The organism is Desulfoconvexum algidum (assembly GCF_055382125.1).
In genome coordinates this window covers 4284586-4300808 of sequence record NZ_AP042394.1, presented here as the reverse complement: position 1 = coordinate 4300808, position 16223 = coordinate 4284586, and the positions used below count along the sequence as shown (strand labels likewise).

Sequence of the window (16223 nt, the reverse complement as noted above, 5' to 3'; positions counted from 1 at the left end):
TGAATTTGAAAACTTTTTGGTCGAATAATATTCGAAGTGGCGGGTTATCCGACCAAACATCAAAATTTATGAGGTTATCCAGACCTGTATAATTGTTTTGCTATCCAACAAATTATAGAGGTATTTGAGGTGGCCTAAAAAGAGCCAGGTTTTCTGTGCAACCTGTTTAAGGCCTTGGAGGTCGAATGTCTTGTCTCATTTTAATCATTTTATACTGTGGGGGAGACGGTGGCCATAAAAGATTCCCATTTTGTCGATTTTTTGTAACCCCGGAATAATAATCTGTCCGGTTTGGATAGAATAGTGTATACTACCTTACTGTTTTTTAATGAATAACGAGGTTTAAAAGTGATTTATGAATATTGTTTTAATGTGGTACAGATAAGATCCAGGTAGAAAGCATAATACTGCGTTCCAAAGCAGCTCTTGAGCAGAGAAAGGCTGGGGATTAATGGTACATAGGTGATACCCATTAGGGATTTGTGGTTATTTTTCATGGGTGATAAATTCGGCCGGATTTATTTGATATACTAAAAGAATTAAAAAAGGCAGTATGGATTTTGTTTTAAAAATATTGGAACTTGTTTTTGTCGGGGCAACGGCTCTTATCGGTTTGGGCACGGTTGTGTTTATCGGCTATCAGACCAGTCGACATTTTAGATTTCAACGATCCACCCATTTTATTGAGCGGTTTAATTCCGCTGAAATGATCGAACTTCGGTTTGAGGTTGATTTTTTTTTGGCGGATAATCCGAATTGGGAAAAGATTTTAAAACGGTACCTGGCCAATGAGCTCACCGATAATACCTTGAAACAAAACATTTTAAAGACATTAAGATTTACCAATTTTTTCCAGGAGCTTGCTACTGCTCAGAAACACAAAACCCTTCATGAAAACTATATCTGGGATGTGTTCGGCGGGGCCGTTTGTATGTATTGGGAAAATTTGCTTCCATTTATTGAATCCTATCGTAAAGCAAGATCTCGCAAAACGTTGTTTCAGGATTTTGAAAACGTGTACCATCACATGAAAAAGTATGAATCATAAAATTTTAGGAAAGAGATCATAATGGCAAATATTTTCGGCTACGGTTCGTTGATTAACCGTGGTAGTGTTGGAAAAACCTTAGGGCTGGATGTGAGGGATATTCAGATGTCAGCGGTTACCTTGAACGGCTACCACAGAATCTGGGATCTGGTTGAGTATATCAGTTTTGACGGAAAAAAATTTCAGGAGGCGATATTTTTAAATATTTACCCTGAAAAAGAGGCCACCTGTTGGGGTGTCATTGTTAAAGTCCCTGATGCAGATTTTATTGAGTTGGACAAAAGAGAACGGCATTATGACAGAATTGATGTGTCCCATTTGATTGAACCTGCCGCAGATGAAACGGTTTACACCTATATAGGAAAAGATGAATACACAACCCCTTCTGACCATGCCGTTGTGTGCGAACGCTATGAGAATATGGTTAAAGAAGCCTTTTTAGATTGGGGTGAAGACATTTATAAAACAAAATATCTTTCGGAACCTAATCATTCGTTTCCTGTTGTTTCGGGTGTATATACGTTCAAACCATAGCCTGTTACCCATAGTCTGTTGATATGGATAAGCTGAAACTAAATATTTTGATTGTATCTTCGTGTCTCCCACATAGTCCCAATTTCTTACCTTAGTTTACATCATTCCTTTGATTAACCTCTGACCAAAATTTTTCCCAATCAGAGGTTTGAAAATAACCGAATCTGACAATTTAAAAAGCCTAAAGAAAGGCTATCATCATTGGCACTACAGACCCAATGGCTCTTTTAATAGAAACGAATTAATCGCCCATTTAAAGAATAATATTTTTTCACTTTGGAAGAAAATAGAGGCTAACAAATCAATAAACTCTGACTAAAAAAGTGGAGCTTTTTTAGCAGATTATCTTAACGTTAAAAAATCCACTTGTTAATAAAAAAAATTGAGTTTTACCGATTTTTCCGACTCAATAATTAGTATCCGAAGCTTGAGTATTCAGCGGCCTGAATTGTTATGGATACCAAAAGAATACATCACCGGAAATCTGGATTAATGTTGATGCCAATCATGGAAGTCATGTTGACAATGTTGACTGTTCGATTCGCTGGAATATAACTTAACTTAACTGAATGTCTAAAATATCAGGGAAGGATCAGTTTTTACTATGACATAATAGAGACACATGAAAATACCCTAATTTATTGTGCTTAAAACTGCTTGATTATCCATCAATTACTGTGATCATTCTTGACACATTTCATAATGCGCTATATGACAATACGATGAAATAACCCATTAATAATAAAACAGGTGAATATTCCCCTTGAATAACGCTCTCAATTACGAAACGATGCCCATGCAAGTTTCTGCATTGAATACAATTGTGGTCGTTCGTTATGTGGATGAGAATTATCCTGAAATTTTTATGAAAGACATCATCAATGATGTCAATAAAAACAATACATATTTTGTGGAAAACTTAACAACCGGAAAAACTGAGCGGATATCAATAAAACATATGTCCAGCAGCCATTATTGGTTTTCCAATAGCTTCATAATTGACTTTTATGAAGCCGTACAAAAATTATTACCTGACCCTGAGTTATTCTATAAGATCGGCAAAACGTTTTTTAACTCACATCATTTTTTTAAAGCAGCCATTGGTATGCCCTTAATCGGCCCTTATCAATCCTTAAAAAGACTGAGCAAAGAAAATAATAAATACAATCGGACAAAGGACTATAAAATATTAAAGAATAGCCCCGGGCATGTGATACTCCAAATAATTCATAAGGAAAATATTATTATAAGCGATTCTACTATGATGTGGAATATTGGAGTTTTTGAGTCATATACAAGACTCACAGGGGCAACTGAGGTCAAACTATCTGGAAAATGTATAGAGAAAGGGCCCAAAAGACATGGCGATAGCGGGCGAGGAATATGGGAATTTGACTTTAAATTCAAGGATCAGCCTCTCTTGGGGCGTTTATTTAATAGTTTCCTTTATAAAATTCCAGTTGTCAGAACCATCATTGATAATGCCACTAAAATCCAGGAAGAACATAATGAACAAATCCTTTCCCGGGAAAAAATCATTAAAGAACGAACTGATGAATTACAAAAAATTCAAAATAAACTATTTGAAGAAGAGCGTAAAAACATAGGGGAACAGCTAAAAAACATTTCAAACGAATTGATTGTAACGGAAGAAAGAGAAAGGAATCTTCTTGCAGAAAATCTTCATGACACTGCCAATCAATCACTTGCGATCAGTCTATTAAAAATAAAAACTGTACTTGAGTCAAAAAGATACAATGATAATCCTTTTGAAGAATTAATTGATATCAAAGAATTTGTTGAACAAGCGATTAGTGATATGAGATCTGTTACCTTTCAAATATGTCCTCCCATTTTATATAATTTGGGACTCGGAGCTGCTTTAAAATGGCTTATAGAGGACATTAATCTTCAAAATGATATGAAGATTACTTTTATCAACAAGATTAACACCCCCGTAAACCTTGCTGAAACCATTGAAATATTTATGTACCGGTCAGTTAGAGAGTTGGTGATAAATATTATTAAGCACGCACAAACGAAACATGCAGAAGTTATACTTATAATTGATCAAAAAAAATTAATCGTTAGCGTCCAAGACAATGGTGCCGGTTTTGATATTGATAATATTGAAAATAATGATTCACTGAGTTTTGGATTGTTCAGTATTTCAGAACGGTTTAAGGCAATCGGAGGGAATATTGAAATATATTCTAAACTCCAAAAGGGAACCAAGATTTTATTAATCGCACCTGTATAAATATGAATTTTAAAGGTGAGCCTCCCCGATATTTTGGACAGTGAATTAAGCCTCCTTTTATATCAATTGGAAGTATTCTTGAGGTTAAGAACGAATACTTATCCCCTGTTTTGACTATCCAACCAACGACACAGTATTCATAGTCATGATGATTCCAACCCCTAAAATGTAAAAATTCGCAGTCAACAATTAGTATCCTATCCTAAACATTCACCGGGCCTTCTATTGTTAAGAATACCAATCCTATTTATGATTTTTCAAAATGATAGGATCTTCTATATTTTCAGTAATTGTTTGTAGATTCCGATGGAGAAGACTTGTATTTGGCCTGCCGAAAATCAACTTATTACATTGGTACCTCCCTGGAAAGGCTTCCCGCAAAATCAGGTAATATATAGAGTTGAAAATTTGAATCTGTTAGAATATTATCTGTATTTGAGACGCCCAAGTTTGGATATTGAAACCAACTTTTAAGCGGGAAAAAATGAAAATACTATATACAACTGACCTCCATGGAAACCAGCACTATTACAATTTGACATGGGAAAAGGCTGTTGAACATAAGGTAGATATGATTATCAACGGTGGTGATTTGCTGCCTAAAATCAATCCTATTTTTAAGCGGCAACCCAGGTTTATCAAAAACCTTGAAAGAGAATATTTTCCCAAGATTGAAAAGGCTGGCATCCATTATCTATGTTGTATGGGTAACGATGATCTGAGAATTTATGACGATCAGTTTGATCAGGCCTGCAATCAATTTGAGTTTATCCATAATATTGCCCAAAGAAAATTTGAAATAGGCAGTCTTGAGTTCATTGGCATGAACTATGTGTCTGACTATCCTTTTGAACTTAAAGATCGGTGCCGGATGGACAAAAAAGGTTTTGTCTTTCCTCTTCAAAATGGGCCTGGCTGTTTTTCTTCAGAAGGTGGCCTGGATAATATAGAAGATTGGGTTTCATTGGCTCAATCCCTTCCTACCATTGAGGATGAACTGAAGGCCTTACCCCGGCCAAAAGACATGAAAAAAGCGGTATATGTTATCCATATGCCTCCTGCAGGCCTGGGCCTGGATGTTTGTTCTAATAGAAATAGGCCAGCGTCTAAAGCTGTTTTTGATTTTATCTTAGATGAACAGCCCTTGTTGTCACTCCATGGCCATATCCATGAATCGTATATAATGAGCGGGATCTGGAAAGCTCCCTTGGGGGAAACTATTTGTGTTCAACCCGGGCAAGGCGGTATGCACCCTGTTTTTGTTTTAATAGACACAAACACCATGGAAATGAAACGGCATGGCCATGGTACGGGAAAGAGAGATTAAGGTATCCGTAATAAAAAAATAATTCTTCAAATCTCATCATTCGTATAATTAGTATGTGATTTTTGTAGGGCCTGCAATTGTTAAGCAGATCAATTGTAAGTTTGATCATTTCTGCTGTGCTGACCTTGAGAGGTTTTCTTCTCCATCTGTGGGTGATTGTATCTGCCTTAAATTAAAGCAGATTTCCAAAAGAGTCTCCGGCCTGTCATCCCATTACCGAGCAGGCCGGAGAAATTTTTAAGGACATTATGAGTTAATACATTTTTTCAATGGTTTCCATGGCCAGATCATAGACCTTTTCATTGAATCGGGATTTAAGGGCAAAGGCCAGTATTTCCTTTGAAAACAAGATTTCTTTTTCTGCCAGGACTCCAAGTGATGCCAGGGCCCAGTCCGTACGTTTGATTTTTAATTCTTTGAAATCAATCTCTATCACCCGGGCGGTTGTTTCAGGAATGTCCACACTTTTTTCCTTGAGCACAACGGTGGTCGGCGCAAGGGTTTTAAATATTTTTTGTCGCCGCTGTACCCCTTCATCGCTCAGGGCCATGACCACGGTGGGAGATTCGATCCCTGTGTACCCGATTTTTTCCGGGGACAAAAGAATTTCTGAAACCGACTGGCCCCGGAGGACGGTGATATTGTAGTCATTTTTGATGGATACGTTCATGCCGGATGCGATGCCGGCATAGCAGACAATATCTCCGGCCGTGACAATTCGCATGCCGGCACTCCCTAAGATGACCACTTCCTGGCGCCGGGGGGCCACAAGATTAAATGATCGCTCAATGGTCAGGGCTTCTGGGAATTGGGTCTTTTCCCCGGCCAGTTTTCGGTAGAGCTCCCCGTATTCAGGCCGCTGGTTTCCTTCAACCACACCGCCTTCAACCGGCTGATTGGCTATCATTTCGTCAATGACCTTGGGGGTCAGATTGTTGCGCTTGGTGTAGCGGCCGGTGCACATCCCCAGGGTTTCCACAACGGAAAATCCCTTGTGCCGGATGGCTTTTGCCAGTTCGTCAGGAAGGGCTGGATCATGGCCGGAACATTTGGATACATAGGTGGCACCGGCACTTTTGGCAATCGCACAGATATCAATGGGGATTTCCGCCTGGTTGAGAAATTCAGACCCCACCACGGCATCGCTGGGAGTGGTGGCGGAATATTGACCACCGGTCATGCCGAAATTAAAGTTGTTGAGGATGATCAGGGTGAGGTCCAGGTTTTTTCGGCAGGCAGCCAGCACATGGGCACCGCCGATGCCAAGTCCCCCGTCTCCCATGGTGACGATGACCGTAAGCGTCGGGTCGGCAAGCTTCAGGCCGGCCGCATAGGTCAGGGCCCTTCCATGTACGCCGTGGAGGGCATGAACATTGAAAAAAGTGTCAAAGAGACCGGAACAGCCGATGTCGGTAACAATAACGGTTTTGTCGGCCGTTAGGCCCATGTCGATCAGGGTCTTGTCCAACCCTTTGGTGATTCTTTCATGGGTACACCCGGGGCAGAAAACCAGGGGGCGGCTTTTATTTAAAAAACTATCCATTTTTGATGACCTCCATAATCTTGGCCGGTGGGATCATCACCCCGTCCATCTGGCCGTAAAAATCTACTTGTTTGCCGGAAAGAATCCGTCTGATGTCATTGACATATTGTCCCAGGTTCATTTCAATCACCACCACCCGTTTGAAATTGGCGGCTGCCTTCAGGATTGCTTGCTCCGGTACCGGGTACAGGGTTTTTAAAGACAAGGTGGAGACGGGATACCCCTTTTGGGCCAGCATTTTGGCGGCATCCTCTACTGCCCGGGAGGTGATGCCGTAGCTTATAACCAGGGTGTCGGTATCGGGGATGATATTTTCTTCATACAGGGAAATACGTTCCCGGGCCGCATGGAGTTTGGTCCTCAACCGCTGCTGGTTGGCAGCGATGACCTTAGGATCAATGGTGATAAACCCGTCCGGCCCATGGGTGGAGGAGGTCTGTCGGACCAGTGTTTTGCCACCAATGGGAAGAAAGGGGGGGGCTTTATCGGGATCTGCTTCAAAGGGGAGATACTGATCTCCTTCATAAAGGGTCCGCTCAACCAGGGGGGGCAGGGTGACACAAGCGAGGTCAAAGCTTTCCTTGGTCATGCCGATTTCCTTGTTGGAGGCGATGAATACCGGGCAGCGAAATTCCTCTGCATAATTAAAGGCCTGGATGGTCAGGACATAACAGTCCAGAGCGTCCCTGGGAGCCAGAACAATGACGGGCACTCCTGCGGTGGATCCCCATCTTAAAAATTGGATGTCGGCATCTGCCCCCCTTGTGGCAGATCCGGTGGAAGGTCCCAATCGCTGAACATCAGCAATGACCATGGGGATTTCACTTCCTATGGCAAAGGAAATCTGCTCTGAATAGAGGCTGATGCCCGGTCCCGAGGTGGCGGTCAATACTTTTTTCCCGGCCATGGCAGCACCGATGCAATACCCCATGGAGGCTATTTCGTCTTCTCCCTGGATGCAGATTCCTCCTGTGGGTGGCAGCATTTTAAGCATATTGTTGAATATGGTGGTGGCGGGTGTGATGGGGTAACCGGCAAAGAAATTACACCCTGCTGCCATGGCCCCCCTGGCAACGGCTTCATTGCCTTCCATAAATGATAACGCCATTTTTATTCTCCTTGAGGTTGTCTCTTTTTTATTTTGTCCTTTAATCTGATTAAAAATCTGATTAAAAATCTTGTCTTATTAGCGTCTGTTTCCTTGCTTGTCAAGCAATTAATGAATGAAATTCAGTCATATAACTCTTTTGCAGGCTTTTTTTTTATTAACATTTTAATTGATTTTGTAAAAGTCTTGGTATAACTTACGGCTCCATGGGAACTAAAAAGAAAAAAACCAAGGAAGATTTCACCCATGAAGCCTACATGGGTATCCGGCGTATGTTTTTTCTCAACGAGATTATTCCGGGTCAAAAAATTTCCTATGGAGATCTGGCCCAGAGGTTGAAAATGAGCACCACGCCGATTATTCAGGCCTTGAAACGGCTGGAATTCCAGGGGTTGGTACGCCATGAACCCAATCGGGGATATTATACGGAAAACATCAGTCTGAAAGAGATTACTGAAATCTATGAGTTCCGAGAGCTTATAGAGGTCTCTTTGCTTCCTAAAACCATTGCAGCGATCACCAAAAAGGGGATGAAAACCTTAAAAAAAGCCCTGGACAACCATCTGGATGCGGTGAGGGATATCTATCTCAAGGACCGGCTTTTAAAGGATATGGAATTTCATCTGACTCTGGCAACATTATCCGGGAATCAACTCCAGATCAATACCTTAAAATCCCTGTTCGATCTTTTGTATTTGAAATACCGAGGCAATATTTTATTTGTCACTCCCATGGAAACCGTGGATGCTGAGCATATCCAATTATACGAAGATATTGATGCCGGCAATTTTGAACAGGCACAAAAGGTTTTGGGTCAGCATATTTCAAATGTAAAAAAACATGCCATCCTCAGTATAGAACGGATAAACCGGGAAAAAAATAGTAAATTCATTTGACCGACGGCGACCCCGGGTGGCTTTTTCCGGGATACCTTGAATGAAGTTTCAAACTAGTCCAGTTCAAGCCATTCAAACCAGATGGGGTGATTTTTTTTGTACCAGGTGAGTATGGTGCGCAGGGTCTTTTGTCCTTGCTGTGAGATAATCGACCTGGGAATTTTTTCGAACCGAAGGACCACCCTGTCGGCAAAATGTTCCAATGCATCGGTACACAAGGTCTGGAGCTCGTTTCTGATTCGCCCGGAATCTGAAATCTTTACAGCCCGGGTCAAAAAATCTTCTCCCTTGAGAAATCGGTTCAGCAAAGGGGTGAAAACCAGCTTGCTCTGATCAAAGGGTTCAAGGAGCCGCAGGGAAAAGGTGATTCGTTTGTCTCCCTTTTCAGAGGTCATGCGGACCGTAACGGTATAAGTGTCTTCAGATATCTGGGTAACACCCGGGGCACCGGTATAGGGGTCCGGGAGCATATACCCTCCAATGGCAAGGGTTTGCCATTTTTTTTCGGCAATCAGGTCATCGGCGGTAATGGTTTTCTTTTTCAGGGGGATGCCGGCATCCCTTGCCTGCCGGATGCTTTCCCGGTAACTATTCACCAGATCCTCACCCGGATCTTTTTTGAAAAATTTTTGCGTCAGGCAAAGGGAAAAGTCATTGGCCTCCGGGTCCAGTTTCATGCTGGCGGCATCCTTGTCATAGGGGAGCCTAAATGTAGAGGAAAAAACCGCCAATGAGACATCCAGATCCAGGATGGAAGAGAGGCTGGCCGCCTGGATGGCCTCTGCCGATGCGGCATACCCGTCTACCAGAAACAGATGGGTTTGAGCGTTTTCATCCTGCCAGGTTTTCACAGCAAAGGTAGGCGCATAGGTTCCTGAATCGGTAAAGGGGGAAAATCCTGTGGGCAATGTCCAGTTTTCACCCACCAGGTGGGCACCGGCCGTTTCCCATTCTTCCCAAATTTTTCCAATCCTGGGTTCCCGGCGTTTGCCCTGGAGGGTCCAGACATGGATGTTTTCGGGTTTAATACCGTGATAGGTCATGGCAATGGCCTTGATTACAAGGTGCCGGGGGGTAAAATAATTGACCAGCAAGGAATCGTCTGCTGCTCTTTCCACAACTTCTTTGGGCAAAACCAGGGTGCCGATATATCCTTCGTATTGGTCGGTAATGGCCAGGGGCTGATCAAAGAGGTGGAGAATGGTAAGGGGACCTGTTGCTTCCCCCTTGGCAAACCGGTCGGTATTTTCAAGGGTGTCAATGGCCGCTCCCCAAACGGTAATATCTTTGATGGCAATGGCCCGTCTAAAGTCTTCCCATTTGTAACCAGGGTCATTGATCAGTTTTAATATACAATCATCTAAAAATTTAGCCACTTCCGGTCTGGCATAAACCCGTCCAAACCCCAGCAGGGGGTTGGCCCCCATTTCCATGGTTTCCCCGGCCTTGGGCATGAGCCCTTCGCCCAGGCAAACCATGATGGCATGGTTTTCAGGCAGGGTCCGGGACAGGTACCAGAGGCTTTCGCTCATGGCATAGGCAGATATGGCATCGGCATTTTTTTTGACCTGGTTGAGGGCTGTTTTATCCAGGTCTTCCCCTTCACCGTAGCGGCCAAATAGTTTTGTCCCAAGAGCCGTGACAGCCGCGGTCATGGCCAGCATATTTTCCGTCCGGTTATCCACAAATGAGATGGCACCGGCCATGGGGTCCCGGGGTTTCCCTTTGATCCATTCAATCTGGACGTCTTCAAGCCATAGATGCAGTCTTCCCAGGATGGGCCGGGTATCAAAGGCCCATTGGGAGATGAGATTTTCTTGTGTCCTGGGGGATAAGTCCATTTTTTTCCTCTCGTACGAAAATGATTTTTTAACCTGACACCTACCATTTACCGGGAAATCCTGTCAAGATTTTATCCTGGGGTTCCTAGTAAAACGGATAAAATTAAGTTGTACAACCCAAGGGGGTGCTATATGGTGGGCCCAGGTCTAAAATGATAAGGGTGATGGAAAAATGGGGCGGGAACAAATTCAGCAAGGCAAATATCAGACCGGGGTTATTCAAGAAACACTCAAAGGAATCGTGGACCGGGTCACCTTTCACAATCCGGACAACGGGTGGTCTATTTTAAGGGTCCAGCCCTTTGATAATCCGGGAAACCAGGAAACCGTGGTGGTCCACCAGACAAAGGTTTTTGCCGGCGCCACCATGGAGTTTTGTGGGGCCTGGATCCATCATCCCAAATACGGTCGTCAGTTCCAGGCAAGCCTTGCTAAAGAGAAGAAACCTGCTACGGCATCGGCCCTTGAACGCTATATCGGCTCGGGCCTTATCAAGGGGGTGGGGCCGAAAACCGCCAAAAAAATAGTCCGCCATTTTAAGGGCCAGACCCTGGATGTTTTTGAGGGAGATATCCAGCGTCTTACGGAAGTGCCGGGGATTGCCGCAAAAAAACTTGAAATGATCTCAAGGGCATGGGTTGAACATCGGGCTATCCGGGATGTGATGATGTTTTTGCAATCCCACGGGATTTCCACTCTTTTTGCGGTTCGGATATACAAGGAATACGGGGATAAGGCCATCGCCCATGTAACCCAGGACCCTTATCGGCTTGCCAATGATTTTTACGGGATCGGTTTTTTTTCCGCAGACAAGGTGGCATTGAGCATAGGGCTTGCACCTGACAGTCCCCAGCGGATCATGGCCGGGATTCGCCACGTCCTTGCGGCTGCCCGTAATTTCGGTCATTGCTATCTTACGGCGATTCAGATCAATGAACAGGTCAAAGAACTGCTGGATATGGATCTTTCAGAAAAACTTTCAGGGCTTCTTTCTTCCATGGAAAAAGAAAGGCTGCTCATGCGGCGGGAGCTTGGGGGGGTAACCGGCGAAATCCAGTCCTGTTATTATTCAAAATCTTTATATTTTGATGAACAATATGTAGCACGGCGTATCCTGGAAAAGGGCAGGATTTTTGATGTGGATGCAGCCCGGATGGACCGGTGGATTCAATTGTTTTGCAAGGCAAAAAAAATGGAATTAAGCCGGGAGCAGGCCCATGCCGTAACAGGAATTGCCGGGGAAACTTTTTCCGTTCTTACGGGCGGACCCGGGTGTGGAAAAACCACTGCCACAAGGGTCATTGTCAAACTGCTGGAAGCCATGGGCAAAAAGGTGTTGCTGGCAGCTCCAACGGGGAGGGCCGCCCAGCGAATGGGAGAGGTGATTGGCAGGGAAGCCAAAACCATCCACAGGCTCCTGGGGTGGCAGGGGGGAAAATTCAAAAAAAATGAGCAGGCACAGCTTAAGATGGATTTTCTGGTGGTGGATGAATGTTCCATGCTGGATATCAGTCTCACGGCATCCCTTCTCAAGGCTGTCCCCCAAAATTGCCAGGTGGTGTTTATCGGTGACTATGACCAGCTGCCTTCGGTGGGGGCGGGCAATGTGCTCAAAGATATCATCGGGTCCAACCGGGTGGTCTGTTTTCGCCTTACCCAAATTTTTCGCCAGGCCCGGGAGTCTCTGATCATTAAATATGCCCACCAAATTAATTCCGGGAAGATGCCATGGATTGATTCTCCTTTCAAGGATCCTAGGGTGTGGAAGAATGAGACAGATTGCCTGTTTCTGGATTCAGACGAAGCCACCCAGGAGCAAATTCGGTTTGTGGGAAAGGTGAAACAGCTTTACGAGGCGGTTGGATCTGAGGGACAAGGGCGTCTTTTGGCCAATGGAGATAAAAATGGAGATAAAAATAGCGACACCGGAGCCCAGGAGACAAGCCCCTATGAATTCAGGGTAAATGATACCGCCTCCCCCTATGCAACAGAAATCACTATCCCCCCTAAATTTGCCCACGTCAACCTGGATCAGCTTGCCAAAACTTCAAACCAGATTGAAGAATTGATGAGCGTTGTGAAAAAGGTCCATCCCTGGTCTTCCCTCCATTATGGACTCACAGCCCTTGAGGTGGTTAAAAAACTTTATATGGAATGGATTCCCAGGTATGTGGGCAAACATGCCGAAATCCAGATCCTGTCGCCCATGACCCGGGGAACATTAGGGACCATCAATTTAAACCGGGTGATCCAGGAGACGGCCAACCCCTTTAACCCCGGGAAACAGCAACTAATGGTGGGTCAGCGGATATTTCGGACCGGGGATCGGGTGATCCACCGGAAAAATAATTATGACCTGGGGGTCTTTAACGGGGATATCGGTGTCATCCTTGATATCAACAACATGGAGTTGACCTGCTCGGTGCAATTTTTCCCCGATAACAGGGTGGTGCAGTATAAACAGACCGACATCATGGAATTGGACCTGGCCTATGCCATTACCATTCACAAATCCCAGGGCTCTGAGTTTGAAGTTGTGATTCTCCCGATGCTGACCCAGCATTTTAAGATGCTCTTTAGAAATTTGGTGTATACCGGGCTCACACGGGCAAAAAAAATGGCCGTGTTTGTGGGAACCAGAAGGGCCCTTGGCATGGCCGTCCAGAACCAGGATATCAGTCGGCGTCAGACGGCTTTGCAGGAATTGTTGATCACCGGGAAAAATTAGAGTATAAGCGTAGCTAATGGAGATTTAATGATCGTTCTATAAAGACATGGAAAATTAAAATGAAACGAATTGCAAAGCTTGTGGTGTTGATTTTGGTGATGGGTATGCTTTTTTTTGGATGCAGTAAATTAAACCAGGAAAATTATGGAAAAATAGAAATGGGCATGGATTACGAACAAGTACTTGCTATTATCGGTAATCCAGATAAATGTGACGAGGTCCTTGGAACAAAAAAATGTGTATGGGGAAATGAGGAGAAACACATCACCATCACCTTTATGGGTGACCAGGTGATTCTGCCTTCCATGAAGGGGCTTTAAATCTAAACAGTGGAGAAACAGTGCATGCAATTTATTGTAAGTGGTTATGACGGAACGGATGACGGCGCCTTGGACCGACGGATGGCAGCCCGGCAAGCCCATCTGGCCATGGCAAAACAGATGGTTGAAAATAAAAAATGGCGCTATGCCGCAGCCATATTAAATGAAGATGAAAAAATGACAGGCTCTTTGATCATCTGTGAATTTGATTCCAGGAAGGCCATGGAAAAAGAATGGCTGGACAAAGAGCCCTATGTCCTGGGCAAGGTCTGGGAAAAAATTGAGATCACCCGGGCCCAGGTTCCCCCTCTCTTTTCAAGCTAAGCTGTATAAATTGCGGGATATCGCTCGCCCGGTCAAATCTTAAATTAACCATGGCCCGGGTCATGGCCACATAGATCAGGTTGAATTCATCCGGGTCCACCCCGGCAGGGTCAATGATTTTCCCCTCTTTTAGAAGCGGGTGAAAATCCTCCATCAGGAGAACATTTGACCATTCCAACCCCTTTGATTTATGGGCGGTTGTCAGAAGTATTCCCGCCTTGTCCCCCTCCACGGCCTGTTCCATGATTTTGTTCACATGGGTGGGAATGGTTGAGGTATAGCGTTCAACCATCTTGCACACAGAGGAGAGTTCAAAATCTTCCACTGCCCTGGCATAGGATTGTAATTTTCTAAAGCTGTCAAAACTTTTCACATAGACATCCTTAATCCGGGAATGATCTTTCGTGTATAAATAATAGACATCCTTGAGAAGGGTCAGCCGATAACTGCCCACCCCGCCCACAAACCCGATTTTATGGCGTTTGTAGAGCCGGACTGCCCTGTCAAACAGGGTGGCATTGGTTCGTGCGATAATGGTATGATGTCCTAGGTCCCATGGGGGCTTTACGGGAACAGGGGTGCCCACAATTTTCCGGGGTTCTTGTTTAAAGGTTTTCAGGATCATGTTGGCCACCCGGGCAACATTGTTGTCAAACCTGAAACTTTGGGTCAGATAGTGGGTCCTGGCGGCTGAAAAACTTTTCAGGGTGTCTTTTGCCCCTCTGAAACTATAGATTTGCTGATGGCCGTCCCCCACCAGGATGATGGCTGCGGGTATTTGGGTTCTGTTTTCCTGGGGCCGTGCCTGGGCAAAGACAATGGCAGCGGTCACAGGGTTGATGTCCTGGGCCTCATCCAGAAGAATACAATCATAGGCGAGGAATGGATTTGACAATTGATAAAGCTTTAAATATCCGTCATGGATCATACCGATATTCTCGTTGGAGCCGTCGCACATGAGTCTTCCTAAGAGATTGGCATGGTCCACCAGGGGGGGCATGGCAATTTTATTTTTTTTATAGAATCCTTTTGCCATGACAGGGATGTGGTGGTGGGAAACTTTGGGATCTGCCGATGTCAGGTATTTGTAGAGGGTGTCCATGGTATAACGTGCATCCTCATATCGTTCAAGCCCCAGGGCTGCCATGACCTGGCCGGCCCGAAATCCTTTTACCAGACGGTCCTTGTATTTAAATCCCTTGGCCCGGAAGGCCAGGGCATGGGTGGTTCTGGCCGTTACATTCCGGGGGAATTTTTGGGCGGCCTCCAATTGAACGCTCTTGTTAAAGGCAATATATAAAAAGCGCATCCCGGGTCGTTTTTTCGTATATTCCACCAGGGTGGTGGTTTTGCCGGTGCCGGCAAATGCCATGATTTTGAGGGTCTCGCCCGGCGATAGATCCGCGTTGATAATCTCTTTTTGTTCTTGGGTGATCTGAATCATAACACCGGCTTATTTGAGAAAAAAGCCTCTTTTTTCGAGAAATGATTTCATGTGGGGCCGACTGACCTTATTCATGAAATCGGCCATCTGCCGGGTCCAGGTCTGGTCCTTGAGGTTGGAATCCCGGTTTAAATAATAGTCTTTGCAGGTCTGGTCATAGGCATCCAGGCTGTCTGCCCGCTCCTCGTTTGATCCCGGTCCGAAAAAGGAGTCGTCTCTTAGCACCAAATCAAGGGGTAGCCGGGGTTTGATGGACGGGGTTTGATCCGGATATCCCAGGCACATGCCAAATACCGGATAGGCAGTATCCGGGATATTTAAGAGTTCACAAACGGTTTGAGGGTCATTGCGGATCCCGCCGATAAATACCCCGCCAAGCCCCAGAGATTCTGCCGCCACCATCAGGTTCTGGGCCACAAGGGCCGTATCCACGGTTGCCACGACAAACTGCTCTGCCCATCCGGTTTTAGCTGTAAGCTTGTGGCGGTCACAGGCAGATTCAAGCCGGGTAAGGTCGGCACAGAAAATAAGGAAGATGGGGGCCTGTTCCACCCAGAGCTGGGGTCCTGCAAGCGCTGCAATTTGTCGTCTATTTTCTTTGTCTTGAACCCGGATGATGGTATAGGCCTGGACATGGCTGGAGGTGGCCGCACACTGAGCAGCCCGGACAATGGTATGAAACAGGGCGTCTTCAACGGGTTTATCCTTAAATCTACGGACAGACCGGTGGCTGGATAATAGGTCAATGGTTGCATTCATATGGCAGGATTCCCCCATTTTTCTTTTTCTGCGTTCAGAATATGGATGCTTTGCCAGACCACACCGGTAAAATATTTTTGATCCAGCACCA

13 protein-coding genes are annotated in these 16223 nt (G+C 44.8%); 8 read left to right on the top strand and 5 right to left on the bottom strand.

What is annotated here, in order from left to right; translation table 11 throughout:
- Positions 1-553 precede the first annotated feature (553 nt).
- The 4 genes from ACZ45G_RS19505 to ACZ45G_RS19490 all read left to right on the top strand — a co-directional run bounded on the left by ACZ45G_RS19505 (position 554) and on the right by ACZ45G_RS19490 (position 5169).
- Positions 554-1048 carry a DUF4760 domain-containing protein gene (locus ACZ45G_RS19505; RefSeq protein WP_464172169.1) on the top strand — a complete coding sequence of 165 codons (495 nt, stop codon included), beginning with the start codon at positions 554-556 and terminating at the stop codon, positions 1046-1048.
- Between the two features lie 21 nt (positions 1049-1069).
- Positions 1070-1582 carry a gamma-glutamylcyclotransferase family protein gene (locus ACZ45G_RS19500; RefSeq protein WP_464172168.1) on the top strand — a complete coding sequence of 171 codons (513 nt, stop codon included), beginning with the start codon at positions 1070-1072 and terminating at the stop codon, positions 1580-1582.
- 763 nt (positions 1583-2345) lie between these two features.
- Complete coding sequence (locus ACZ45G_RS19495; protein WP_464172167.1) at positions 2346-3842, top strand: ATP-binding protein; 1497 nt, start codon at positions 2346-2348, stop codon at positions 3840-3842.
- A gap of 484 nt (positions 3843-4326) precedes the next feature.
- Positions 4327-5169 carry a metallophosphoesterase family protein gene (locus ACZ45G_RS19490; RefSeq protein WP_464172166.1) on the top strand — a complete coding sequence of 281 codons (843 nt, stop codon included), beginning with the start codon at positions 4327-4329 and terminating at the stop codon, positions 5167-5169.
- Between the two features lie 253 nt (positions 5170-5422).
- Here the strand turns inward: ACZ45G_RS19490 and ACZ45G_RS19485 are convergent, their stop codons facing one another.
- Positions 5423-6712 (bottom strand): thiamine pyrophosphate-dependent enzyme, encoded by a 1290-nt coding sequence (locus tag ACZ45G_RS19485; protein ID WP_464172165.1) that lies wholly within the window; start codon positions 6710-6712, stop codon positions 5423-5425.
- Positions 6705-7820 (bottom strand): transketolase C-terminal domain-containing protein, encoded by a 1116-nt coding sequence (locus ACZ45G_RS19480; protein ID WP_464172164.1) that lies wholly within the window; start codon positions 7818-7820, stop codon positions 6705-6707. The genes ACZ45G_RS19485 and ACZ45G_RS19480 overlap by 8 nt, the downstream gene beginning before the upstream one ends.
- A gap of 206 nt (positions 7821-8026) precedes the next feature.
- On the opposite strand from ACZ45G_RS19480, the gene ACZ45G_RS19475 reads away from it, so the two are divergent.
- A complete protein-coding gene (locus tag ACZ45G_RS19475) occupies positions 8027-8716 on the top strand; it encodes a GntR family transcriptional regulator (protein WP_464172163.1) in 690 nt (229 codons plus the stop codon).
- 53 nt (positions 8717-8769) lie between these two features.
- On the opposite strand, the gene ACZ45G_RS19470 is transcribed toward ACZ45G_RS19475, so the two are convergent.
- Positions 8770-10557, bottom strand: coding sequence for a hypothetical protein (locus ACZ45G_RS19470; RefSeq protein ID WP_464172162.1), 1788 nt, complete (start codon positions 10555-10557; stop codon positions 8770-8772).
- 172 nt (positions 10558-10729) lie between these two features.
- Between ACZ45G_RS19470 and recD2 the strand changes: the two genes are divergently transcribed.
- From recD2 to ACZ45G_RS19455, 3 genes are read left to right on the top strand one after another with little or no spacing between them, the layout of a single operon-like run.
- A complete protein-coding gene (gene recD2, locus ACZ45G_RS19465) occupies positions 10730-13285 on the top strand; it encodes an SF1B family DNA helicase RecD2 (RefSeq protein WP_464172161.1) in 2556 nt (851 codons plus the stop codon).
- 59 nt (positions 13286-13344) lie between these two features.
- The gene (locus tag ACZ45G_RS19460) at positions 13345-13605 is read left to right on the top strand and encodes a DUF3862 domain-containing protein (RefSeq protein WP_464172160.1); all 261 of its coding nucleotides are present in this window, start codon (positions 13345-13347) and stop codon (positions 13603-13605) included.
- A gap of 24 nt (positions 13606-13629) precedes the next feature.
- The gene (locus ACZ45G_RS19455; RefSeq protein WP_464172159.1) at positions 13630-13929 is read left to right on the top strand and encodes a YciI family protein; all 300 of its coding nucleotides are present in this window, start codon (positions 13630-13632) and stop codon (positions 13927-13929) included.
- On the opposite strand, the gene ACZ45G_RS19450 is transcribed toward ACZ45G_RS19455, so the two are convergent.
- Both ACZ45G_RS19450 and nfsA read right to left on the bottom strand, forming a co-directional pair.
- Positions 13892-15373 (bottom strand): UvrD-helicase domain-containing protein, encoded by a 1482-nt coding sequence (locus ACZ45G_RS19450; protein ID WP_464172158.1) that lies wholly within the window; start codon positions 15371-15373, stop codon positions 13892-13894. The two genes, ACZ45G_RS19455 and ACZ45G_RS19450, sit on opposite strands and share 38 nt — an antisense overlap.
- Before the next feature lie 9 nt (positions 15374-15382).
- A complete protein-coding gene (gene nfsA, locus ACZ45G_RS19445) occupies positions 15383-16132 on the bottom strand; it encodes an oxygen-insensitive NADPH nitroreductase (protein ID WP_464172157.1) in 750 nt (249 codons plus the stop codon).
- Between the last annotated feature and the right edge of the window lie 91 nt (positions 16133-16223).

What these genes read in the sequence shown, in the direction of transcription:
- ACZ45G_RS19480 (WP_464172164.1), bottom strand. Translation starts at nt 7,820, where the DNA reads ATGGCGTTATCATTTATGGAAGGCAATGAAGCCGTTGCCAGGGGGGCC.
- ACZ45G_RS19455 (WP_464172159.1), top strand. Translation starts at nt 13,630, where the DNA reads ATGCAATTTATTGTAAGTGGTTATGACGGAACGGATGACGGCGCCTTG.
- ACZ45G_RS19470 (WP_464172162.1), bottom strand. Translation starts at nt 10,557, where the DNA reads ATGGACTTATCCCCCAGGACACAAGAAAATCTCATCTCCCAATGGGCC.
- ACZ45G_RS19490 (WP_464172166.1), top strand. Translation starts at nt 4,327, where the DNA reads ATGAAAATACTATATACAACTGACCTCCATGGAAACCAGCACTATTAC.
- ACZ45G_RS19485 (WP_464172165.1), bottom strand. Translation starts at nt 6,712, where the DNA reads ATGGATAGTTTTTTAAATAAAAGCCGCCCCCTGGTTTTCTGCCCCGGG.
- ACZ45G_RS19460 (WP_464172160.1), top strand. Translation starts at nt 13,345, where the DNA reads ATGAAACGAATTGCAAAGCTTGTGGTGTTGATTTTGGTGATGGGTATG.
- recD2 (WP_464172161.1), top strand. Translation starts at nt 10,730, where the DNA reads ATGGGGCGGGAACAAATTCAGCAAGGCAAATATCAGACCGGGGTTATT.
- nfsA (WP_464172157.1), bottom strand. Translation starts at nt 16,132, where the DNA reads ATGAATGCAACCATTGACCTATTATCCAGCCACCGGTCTGTCCGTAGA.
- ACZ45G_RS19500 (WP_464172168.1), top strand. Translation starts at nt 1,070, where the DNA reads ATGGCAAATATTTTCGGCTACGGTTCGTTGATTAACCGTGGTAGTGTT.
- ACZ45G_RS19505 (WP_464172169.1), top strand. Translation starts at nt 554, where the DNA reads ATGGATTTTGTTTTAAAAATATTGGAACTTGTTTTTGTCGGGGCAACG.
- ACZ45G_RS19450 (WP_464172158.1), bottom strand. Translation starts at nt 15,373, where the DNA reads ATGATTCAGATCACCCAAGAACAAAAAGAGATTATCAACGCGGATCTA.
- ACZ45G_RS19475 (WP_464172163.1), top strand. Translation starts at nt 8,027, where the DNA reads ATGGGAACTAAAAAGAAAAAAACCAAGGAAGATTTCACCCATGAAGCC.